Source organism: Nostoc sp., from assembly GCF_041747015.1.
GTDB lineage: Bacteria > Cyanobacteriota > Cyanobacteriia > Cyanobacteriales > Nostocaceae > Nostoc.
In genome coordinates this window covers 1-9754 of record NZ_JBGTFY010000313.1, presented here as the reverse complement: position 1 = coordinate 9754, position 9754 = coordinate 1, and the positions used below count along the sequence as shown (strand labels likewise).

The 9754-nt window shown below is 40.4% G+C and carries 11 protein-coding genes; 8 read left to right on the top strand and 3 right to left on the bottom strand.

Annotated elements, in window-relative coordinates; translation table 11 throughout:
- Nucleotides 1–408 precede the first annotated feature (408 nt).
- Entirely contained in the window at nucleotides 409–648 is a 240-nt protein-coding gene (locus tag ACEW80_RS24975; protein ID WP_373529175.1) for a DUF433 domain-containing protein, read from the bottom strand.
- A gap of 297 nt (nucleotides 649–945) precedes the next feature.
- On the opposite strand from ACEW80_RS24975, the gene ACEW80_RS24970 reads away from it, so the two are divergent.
- The 4 genes from ACEW80_RS24970 to ACEW80_RS24955 all read left to right on the top strand — a co-directional run bounded on the left by ACEW80_RS24970 (nucleotide 946) and on the right by ACEW80_RS24955 (nucleotide 5461).
- On the top strand, nucleotides 946–2175 hold the full coding sequence (locus ACEW80_RS24970; protein ID WP_373529174.1) for a tetratricopeptide repeat protein: 1230 nt from the start codon (nucleotides 946–948) through the stop codon (nucleotides 2173–2175).
- A gap of 32 nt (nucleotides 2176–2207) precedes the next feature.
- Nucleotides 2208–3815 (top strand): uroporphyrinogen-III C-methyltransferase, encoded by a 1608-nt coding sequence (cobA, locus tag ACEW80_RS24965; RefSeq protein ID WP_373529173.1) that lies wholly within the window; start codon nucleotides 2208–2210, stop codon nucleotides 3813–3815.
- Between the two features lie 42 nt (nucleotides 3816–3857).
- Complete coding sequence (gene coaE / locus ACEW80_RS24960; RefSeq protein ID WP_373529172.1) at nucleotides 3858–4454, top strand: dephospho-CoA kinase; 597 nt, start codon at nucleotides 3858–3860, stop codon at nucleotides 4452–4454.
- A gap of 707 nt (nucleotides 4455–5161) precedes the next feature.
- Entirely contained in the window at nucleotides 5162–5461 is a 300-nt protein-coding gene (locus ACEW80_RS24955) for a hypothetical protein (RefSeq protein WP_373529171.1), read from the top strand.
- Nucleotides 5462–5553: 92 nt separating this feature from the next.
- On the opposite strand, the gene ACEW80_RS24950 is transcribed toward ACEW80_RS24955, so the two are convergent.
- Nucleotides 5554–6948 (bottom strand): TldD/PmbA family protein, encoded by a 1395-nt coding sequence (locus tag ACEW80_RS24950; RefSeq protein ID WP_373529170.1) that lies wholly within the window; start codon nucleotides 6946–6948, stop codon nucleotides 5554–5556.
- Between the two features lie 310 nt (nucleotides 6949–7258).
- On the opposite strand from ACEW80_RS24950, the gene ACEW80_RS24945 reads away from it, so the two are divergent.
- Both ACEW80_RS24945 and rpsU read left to right on the top strand, forming a co-directional pair.
- Nucleotides 7259–7573, top strand: coding sequence for an RNA recognition motif domain-containing protein (locus tag ACEW80_RS24945; RefSeq protein WP_373529169.1), 315 nt, complete (start codon nucleotides 7259–7261; stop codon nucleotides 7571–7573).
- A gap of 121 nt (nucleotides 7574–7694) precedes the next feature.
- On the top strand, nucleotides 7695–7886 hold the full coding sequence (gene rpsU / locus ACEW80_RS24940; RefSeq protein ID WP_196523480.1) for a 30S ribosomal protein S21: 192 nt from the start codon (nucleotides 7695–7697) through the stop codon (nucleotides 7884–7886).
- Nucleotides 7887–8245: 359 nt separating this feature from the next.
- On the opposite strand, the gene ACEW80_RS24935 is transcribed toward rpsU, so the two are convergent.
- Nucleotides 8246–8881 (bottom strand): restriction endonuclease subunit R, encoded by a 636-nt coding sequence (locus ACEW80_RS24935; RefSeq protein WP_373529168.1) that lies wholly within the window; start codon nucleotides 8879–8881, stop codon nucleotides 8246–8248.
- Between the two features lie 373 nt (nucleotides 8882–9254).
- Between ACEW80_RS24935 and ACEW80_RS24930 the strand changes: the two genes are divergently transcribed.
- Together ACEW80_RS24930 and ACEW80_RS24925 are read left to right on the top strand one after the other, a co-directional pair.
- Nucleotides 9255–9482, top strand: coding sequence for a type II toxin-antitoxin system HicB family antitoxin (locus ACEW80_RS24930; RefSeq protein ID WP_373529167.1), 228 nt, complete (start codon nucleotides 9255–9257; stop codon nucleotides 9480–9482).
- The gene (locus ACEW80_RS24925) at nucleotides 9475–9621 is read left to right on the top strand and encodes a type II toxin-antitoxin system HicA family toxin (protein ID WP_373529166.1); all 147 of its coding nucleotides are present in this window, start codon (nucleotides 9475–9477) and stop codon (nucleotides 9619–9621) included. Before ACEW80_RS24930 ends, ACEW80_RS24925 begins: the two co-directional genes overlap by 8 nt.
- Nucleotides 9622–9754 lie beyond the last annotated feature (133 nt).

Genomic DNA, 9754 nt, shown 5'->3' with positions numbered 1-9754 from the left:
CAACTCAAACATCAGGAAGCGTACTTTACTGGACAAATTGAAAAAGTCTCAAAAGAAAATTTTTAACTGAAATTTCTGCTATCGAATAATATAGAAATACCCGCAATATCAGCATTGAGGTACAGTTATTGAGCAAGAGCGATCGCAAATAATCAGATCATTGCACTTAAATAAAAGCTGTAATCACTAACATCACGACTTTGGTTACTAACATTACAATTTTTGTTACCAACATCCGATTTTTATTACCAACATCGCGGTTTTTGTTACTAACACCAGGGCTTTTGTTACCAAAATTACAATTTTTGTTACCAATATCGGAGTATTTGTTATTAAATGGCGATCATAGTACTAAGCCAATACTACATCTGGTTCAACATTTTCATCTAACTTTATTCTTCACCCCAATCACTCAAAAATTCCACCTGATTTTGCATATCTTCTTGCGTGATAGTAAGTTAGCGCTGCATAAACCTGTACAATCATTAAATAATCCTTATCAGCAGCAATTTCTTCGGCGCTGTAACCTTGCTTGTACAAGGCTGCTATTCGGACTACAGATGTACCCGTTCCCGCAATAATAGGGCGACCCCCACGCAGTTTAGGATCTCTTATAATCAGCGTACCGATATCCGTGATAGTTGCCAAAACTTTTCTCCTAGATATTTTAATCATTCGCCCAAAAATTAACATATTTTAGGCGATTTTTATGGGCTTTTTCTTAACATTTAACACTTCTGGATTGCTATATTAAGTTTAAAAAGTCAAATGCTGCTGTTCTTGAAGCTGGGTTTCAGGAACTAAGTTTTAATCATTATTGAATTTTCTAAGTAACAGATCATATCTTTCTGCGTTATTTTGTTGCAGAATAAATAAAGTTATCTAAAAGCACAAGGCTAAACTAGACTACGGTCACTGGGAAACCTAGCAAGTAAAGTAATAAAAATGCTGAGAAACAAGAATATACTGGCAGCAGCTATTATCTGCTTGTATTTGAGCAACGCTAATACTGCCTTTGGTAGAGATACTGGCATTGTTTTATCAAAAAGTCAAGACTCTGCTCAGGTAGCAGTTCCTCAGAACAAAAACGCAGTTGCTAATTTTGAGCAAGGAATTAATCTCCAAACACAAGGAGATTTAAAAGGAGCAGAGGCAGCTTTTCGGAAAGCAATTGAAATAGAACCCAAATTTGTCCAAGCTTATATTGCTTTAGGAAATACTCTCGATGATCAAGGCAAATCACAAGAAGCGATCGCACATTACAAAAAAGCCATTAACCTTGATCCCAATGATTCTGAAGCATACTTGCATTTTGGTTTGACTTTGGCAAGACTCAATCAATTAGAAGCTGCGATCGCCCAATATAATAAAGCCATTAGCCTTGATCCAAAATATGCCAAGGCTCACTATAACTTAGGAAATGCTTTGTATGCTCAACGCAAGCTAGTAGAAGCAGTGGCAGAATATACAGCAGCGATTATCCTTGAACCTAATTATGCCCCAACTTACACACGTTTAGGAAATGCTTTATCCGATCAAGGTAAACTAGCAGCAGCAGTTGCCCAGTACAAAAAATCCATTAGCTTCAATCCCAACTATGCAGATGCTCACTATTATTTAGGGAACACCTTGTATGCTCAAGGAAAGCCAACAGAAGCAGTTGCAGAATATACACAAGCTATTAGCCTTGCACCGAAAAACTCAGCAGGTTATAACGCTTTGGGAAATGCTCTGTATGCTCAAGGTAAACTAGAAGAAGCAGTTGTCCAGTATAAGCAAGCCATTAACTTCAATCCCAACTATGCAGACGCTCACTATAATTTAGCAAGTGCTTTCTACGCCCAAGGCAAGGTAGCAGAAGCAGTCATCGACTATACTGAAGCGATTCGCCTTGATCCAAAAAATGCACAAGCTTACACGGGTTTGGCAAATGCTATGGACGATCAAGGCAAACCACAAGAGGCGATCGCACATTACAAAAAAGCCATTACCCTCGTACCCAACGATGCATTCACTTACTATAATTTGGGAATCACTCTCGGAAGGGAAAAACAGCTAGAAGAAGCGATTTTAAATCTTAAAAAAGCCAGAGAGTTATTCAAAGCTGAGGAAGACAAGGAAATGGTTGAGCGAATTGATCAGCTAATTCAAAAAATTAATACTCAAACAAATTGAATAAAGGGTATTGGGTAGAGGGGTGAGAATAAATGACAAATGATAAGGGCAAAGTCTACCTAGTAGGCGCTGGGCCTGGAGATGCGGCATATCTGACGGTAAAAGCTTACAATCTCTTGGCTGCTGCTGAGGTATTAGTCTACGATGCTTTAATCGATGCTCAATTATTGCAGTGTGTACCACCTGATTGCTTAAAGTTGGATGTCGGTAAACGCGGTGGTAAACCCAGCACAAACCAAGCTGAGATTAATAAGTTACTGGTAAATTACTGTCAGCAGGGAAAACAAGTTGTACGGCTTAAATCAGGCGATCCGTTAATTTTTGGGCGTTGCACTTCCGAAATTGAAGCCTTGAAAGTATCTGGTTGTGATTTTGAATTAGTACCAGGAATTTCTTCAGCCCTGGCAGCACCTTTGTTAGCAGGAATTCCCCTAACAGATCCAGTTTTAAGTCGCTGTTTTGCAGTATTTACAGCTCACGAACCAGAGGTTTTAGACTGGGAGGCGGTGTCACGCTTAGAAACACTAGTAATTTTGATGGGAGGGCAACACCTGCCAGAAATTGTACATCAGCTGATGCAGCACGGGCGATCGCACTTAATACCCATTGCCATCATCCGTTGGGCAGGAACTCCTGATCAACAAATTTGGACGGCGCAACTGGGCAATATTTTGGAACAAACCACCGGATTATCCCTCTCCCCATCGGTAATTGTGATTGGCGAAGTTGTTGGGCTACGCAAGTACTTACAACCTGAGAAAATAGATGATCAGGATTCAACTACAGCCACAACTCCTAGCCCCCCAGCTATGTCAACTAATCTCCCTCTCCATCGCCCCACATTTGCCCAACCCCTCACTAGCAAAACGATCTTGGTGACACGTTCAGTCGGACAGTCGAGCCAATTTAGCGATCGCCTGATCGCATTAGGTGCGACAGTTATCGAAATGCCCACCTTAGAAATCGGTCCGCCTTCTAGTTGGCAAGATTTAGATAATGCGATCGCTAACTTATCTAACTTCGACTGGTTAATTCTCACTTCTACCAATGGCATAGACTACTTTTTTGAAAGGTTAATCGCCCAAGGTAAAGATACCCGGGCTTTAGCTGGCATCAAAATTGCCGTTGTTGGTGAGAAAACCGCCCAAAGTCTCAAACAACATTCTCTTCAACCAGATTTTATTCCCCCCAACTTTGTTGCCGATTCTTTAGTGGAAAATTTTCCAGAGGAACTGCATGGTAAAAAGGTTTTATTTCCCAGAGTTGAAAGCGGCGGCAGAGAAGTTTTAGTTAAAGAATTAACTGCCAAGGGAGCAAAGATAATTGAAGTAGCGGCGTATCAATCTTGTTGTCCTAATAGTATTCCACCTGCGGCAGAGTTAGCTCTCCAAAATCGGAAAGTAAATGTAATTACCTTTGCCAGTTCTAAAACTGTGCAATTTTTTTGTCAACTTACTCACAATATATTTTCCCGTAACTCTGATGCTAATCAATTTTTAGAAGGTGTTTGTATTGCCTCTATCGGTCCCCAAACCTCTAAAACTTGTCATTCTTTATTCGGGCGCGTGGATGTAGAAGCCCAAGAATATACTTTAGATGGTTTAACCCAAGCACTGATAACATGGGCAACTAATTCTTAAATTTGGGAGATAAGGGAGATAAGCAATGCTCAATGATCATAAATGACAAAACGTATAATCGGCTTAACCGGAAATATTGCCACAGGCAAAACCACTGTCACCAATTATTTAGCTAATGCTTATAATCTGCCGATTTTAGATGCAGATATTTATGCTAGAGACGCAGTATCTTTAGGTTCGCCTATTCTGGGTGCGATCGCTCAACGTTACGGCGAACAAATTTTACTGCCAGATGGTAGCCTCAACCGCCAAAAACTAGGCGAAATTATTTTTAATTGTCAAGATGAACGCAACTGGATAGAGAATTTAATTCATCCTTACGTGCGCGATCGCTTCCTCAAAGAAATTGCCCAATCTTCATCACAAATACTAGTGTTAGTAGTGCCTTTATTATTTGAAGCTGGGATGACTGATTTGGTTACAGAAATCTGGGTAGTAAGTTGTTCCCAAGAGCAACAACTACAAAGATTAATCCAACGAAACCATTTAAATAGAGAACAGGCACAAGTGCGGATCAACAGCCAATTATCTATCGAAGAAAAAGTTGCTCATGCTAATGTTGTCTTAAATAACTTTTCCACCCCAGAAATCCTACTGAAACAGGTAGATGTAGCCCTAACAACCAGGAGTAGCGACTAGGTGAGTTTATCTTAAAAAATACCTATGAAGCGACAGTTTCAAAACATGAAATTTTTATAAATGAATATTATCAAATTAAATAAAAAATACTCCTATCTGACCCGAACTTGTTCAATAATTCGGTGATTTTACAGTTGAAGCTACGGTTATTAGTACTGTAAATTTAAATGGTTGATAAAGAAATAGTTGCTGTTACCTATGGTATTGTACTGGATAATAAAGGGTTATTTTAAAAAATTAAACATTGGTAACTCAGACTTAAGACTTTAAAAACCTTAATTTTGAATTATTAGTTCTATTTTTAAATTATCTTTAAGTAGCTTTTCAAGAAACTGCTTGTAATTTCTTCTTTGCTAGTTGTAGGTGCAGTCACCTAATTAGACATTGGGTGATGCATTGGCTTTATTAGTAGTCAATGCAGTTGATTCCTGATTAGATTGGCCACATGTTCGATTCTGGACTGGTGATTGAAAGGCAATACGGTTCAGTTAGCGCAAAAAACCTTAAGCTGCGTAGGTTGGGTTGAGGAACGAAACCCAACATTTGGGCAGGTTTGTTGGGTTTCGCAAAGCCTCAACCCAACCTACAATTTTCCTTAACTGAACCGTATTGGATTGAAAGGGGTTGAGATTTACCCAGAGTCAAGAACTCTTTGTTATGGATATCTCCTTTGGAAGAACTCACTTATATCCTTAATCAGAACATATATGAATTTAAGTTTTAGCTTTTTAAATAAGTTAGTCCTAGTTGGCTCCCCAGCAAATCAATTAAAACAAAAGAATAAAATACATAATTACAGCCAACAAATTGGGGGAATTGACTACGTATTTGAGCGGCTAAATGGAGGAATGTTAGGGTATATGACTGGAATAGGGAAAGGCATCAAACCCTGCGATCGCATTATTTTACAACAAGGCTGTGAATCCTATCAATATCAAATTGAGGAAATTGATTACTACTCTGATCCGTCTGATATGTGGATAGCTTTACTCAAGCAAGTAGTTTGACTTTTAAGAAACAGCGAACAATTTTGAATTTTAGGGAAAGTCTGAGCGACAGAAACCAGCGCTCAGACTTTCCAAAACGAATTTTGAATTGTTTAAGTTTCCCCACCAACCACTACATCTTGAATTCGTAAACTCGGGCCACCACAACCTACTGATAAGCCGTTTTGCCCTCCCTTACCACAACCGCCAGATTCATCCCAGTAAAAATCATCACCAATTGCCTCAATATCCGCTAAAGTTTGAAATACATTTCCCGAAAGGGTCACATCCCGCACAGGTTCAGCAATTTTGCCGTTTCTAATCATCCAGGCTTCCCCAGCACTGAAGGTGAACATTTCCCCATTCGTCATCCCACCCAGCCAATTACGGGCATAAACTCCTTCTTTGATATCAGTGAATAAGTCTTCAACTGGTGTTCTGCCCCGTTCAATCCAAGTATTTGTCATCCGCACAATCGGGGTAAAGTGATAGTTGAGACAGCGGGCGTTACCCGTAGGTGCCTCCTCTAATTTGCCAGCAGTTTCACGAGAATGCAAACGTCCAACTAAAACTCCATCTTTAATTAGTTGAGTAGTAGTGGCAGGCGTGCCTTCATCGTCGTAAAAATAACTCCCGCGATGTCCTTTTGGGGCAGCACCATCAAAAATTTGCAGTTCTTCTGAACCAAATCGTCGTCCAATAGTCATGACTTCCAGCAGATCAGGGTTTTCGTAAGCCATATCGGCCTCAGAAAGATGTCCGAAGGCTTCATGAACAAACAAACCTGTGAGAATTGGGTCAATAACTACCGTGTAAGTATTACCTTTGACAGATGGCAGAGATAAAGCGGCGATCGCTCTTTGGGCAGCACTTTTGACCTGTTCATCTATATCAGTTAAATCTTCATAGGCTTTGCGAGAGCCAGTAGTTTCCCGTCCAGTTTGTACGGTTTCGCCATTTCTGGCGGTGGCGGCAAAGCGCATTTCCATATCTACCCAAGATTGCTCGATCAAAGTGCCTTCTGAGGTAGCAATGATCACTTTTTGGGCGCTGTCTCCGTAGCGTACCGAGGTAGTGGTAATGCGGTGATCAACACTTTTGAGCAGTTCAGTATAGCGATCGCACAACTGTTTTTTCTGCCAAAGTGGAATCTTTCGCGGATCGGCACCTGTTAAAGGCAGTTTGCATACTGCTTGCACCGGGTCAATGGGTGCAAGTAAAGTTTCTTCATCACCAACCATCCGCGCAGCAGCGATCGCTTCTTCTATCCGCTCCTTAATTGTCGAAAGCTGGTTAAAGCAGCTCAACCCCCATCCACCTTTATAACAAGCACGAATATGTCCACCAATCGAGATGCCTTCACTAAGGGTTTCTACTTTGTCGCCACGCAACAAGATATCAGTCCCTTCTGCTTCTTCAAGGCGAATCATTAGATAATCTACACGCTCACAGTAGCGAGCGATCAAGTCAGAAAGCAAATTTTGGGCGTCAGCAAGTGTAGTCGGCATTTCCAGGTAATAATAATGACGAACTGCATTTATTTTGCAATTATTTAGGTAATTTCTGCTATTGAATGTCGGAGTTAACCCATGAATTCATGATTTAGAGGATATTTGACAACACCGCAGGCGATCGCTAACTCTTAATATTTTCAATTTACTGTGGGTAAGACTTGAATAATGTGCTAAGATGATTTAGTGAGAATAAAGTTCGGTTACAGTGTTTGTTTTTAGTATTGACAGGCTTTTCCCTCTTGGTCTTAACAAGCTTGTCTCCGAAATCTAAATCTCTACAAACCTATGATTTTGGAGATAATGCATGTCAATTTATGTAGGTAATCTATCCTACGAGGTCACACAAGAAGACCTCACTTCGGTTTTTGCTGAACATGGTTCTGTAAAGCGTGTTCAGTTACCTACTGACCGTGAAACAGGCCGTCCACGCGGTTTTGCTTTTGTAGAAATGGGTACAGAAGCTGAAGAAACAGCAGCCATTGAAGCTCTTGATGGTGCTGAGTGGATGGGACGCGATCTCAAAGTCAATAAGGCGAAACCGAAAGAAGATAGAGGTGGTTCCTTTGGTGGTGGCAACCGCAGCGGTGGTGGTGGTGGATACTCTAGAGGACGCTACTAAGCTCTGAAGATAAAAAATTAAGTTTTAACGTCTTAAGGGCAGATAATGAGTCTGCCCTTTTTGCGCTCCGGTCTACTGGATGGCTTAAAATTGCCCAGTACCAATTATGTAGGAGATTAAAATGACCCAAGTATTTGTCGGCGAAAATGAAGGAATTGAGTCAGCCTTACGTCGATTTAAGAGGGAAGTTTCCAAAGCAGGTATTTTTCCAGACATGAGAAAGCATCGTCACTTTGAAACGCCCCTGGAAAAACACAAACGCAAAGAAGTGGCTAGGCACAAACAACGTAAGAGAAGTTTCCGTCGTAATTGAGAACAGGCGACACCTACAGTAAGCTACGCGATCGCACTCTCTTATTGATTATTAGCTGTCAAAGGGGCGATCGCTGTACTCCAAAAGAATCATCGGTCTTAGCAAAGTCATTACTCATTTTATGGGATAGGCAATGTAAATAACCGCGTGTCCTGCATTTGACAACAAACTTCTTGTCGCTAGTTAAAAGAGACTCTTGTGATATACCGTGCATTAACAGTTATGGCTGATTTGTAAAAGAAATCTTAGGAGCCTCAAGTCTCTGATAGATATAGCTTTCAAGTCAAAATTAGTTTAAAGGTTCTACTTTCTTGAAAGGCTTGGTGCAAGTAGGTTTTAGCAGAGTTTACAAATCAGATTTAAAGCTGACAAATTGTTTTCAGAACTTGTAGTAAATCGTTTGCACGCGGAGATTCCATAAAATTTAGTAATGGCATTAAGTGATAAACAGGAGGATTGCCTTGTTGAATATAGACAAACTGATAACTTATGCCATTAGTCGTTAAACCCCAAACTGATTTTTGGTTATCTAAACTTTTATAAGCGTAGGTGAGTAGTTGAGGTAATCCTGTATATATATCAATCTGACTATTTTTAGATTCAATCAACAGTATCCAAAAATATGCTTGAGATGTTGTATGTTTAGCCTTGCTTGCAGCTAAAATATCAAATCTTCCTTTAATTTTTATATCTTCATCTTCAACTTCAATCTCCCCAATGCTCTCTTCTAACGTAATCTCGATGGGATAGCGATAAAAACCAGCTAATCTGAGCAAGGGAGCAACTACCAGAAACTTTACCTGACCTTCAGAAACTTTACCTGCCGTAAGGTATCTATCAAAGTCATTCTGAATTTGTTTAAGTTCCTGCTGTTCTGTGTCGGTGAGAGGTTCTAGAGATAACAGGTTAGAAAATGAGTCATTGTACTGTTTTTGAAATCCAAAAAGACGCTGAACATCTTCTAGCGATAAATTACGAGCGTTGAGAATTGTCATAGATTTTTGCTTGATGTTGATAAGTTTCTTGAAGTGACAACGTAAATCGGCATTATACAAGTGCGCCTGCGCGGTAGTCACATTATCATACAGATGCAAATCGAAGATTCAACAATTACTGTTCCTGTCTCTAATTACGAAGAATTACCTCGTGTTTTATTTGAAGTTACTTAAACCAAAAAAGCTTTTTTAGCCTTATGTTTAACTAGCATAGGCGTAGCCCGCACTTCTCTACGAGAGGCTGCGCCAACGGCAAGCTCAGTGACCATCGTAGACATCGCATCCTAAAACACCCGCTCACAAGGCTTTTGACAATATACTGTTTAGCGTAGCTTACTATCAAGATTGATAGAGTACTGAACTCAAAATAAAAATGAAGCAAACAACACAATTCACTGCTATTATTGAGCGCGAAAGGGATGGCTATGTATCCCTCTGTCCCGAACTCGATATCGCCAGCCAAGGTGACACAATTGAAGAGGCACGGAATAACCTAATTGAGGCATTAGAATTATTCTTTGAGACAGCAGATACTTCCGAAATTCAGGAAAGGCTGCACACAGAAGTTTTTGTTACACGCCTAGAGGTAAGTATTGGGTAAACTGCGTGTTCTTTCTGCTAGAGAAGTCTGCCGCATTCTGGAAGAGAACGGCTTTTTGCAAGTGCGCCAGCGCGGTAGTCACATTATCATGCAGATGCACATCGAAGATTCAACAATTACTGTTCCTGTCCCTAATTAGGGCTTGCTGAACAAAAGTGAAACATAGTCTAGGTAAGGGTTTTGAGCATTTTTTCACCAAGCAAGTGCAAGACTATAGCATCCAGAGGTTCAAAAACCTTGCACTTTCGTCGGCGAGCGCCGGGCAAATTGGG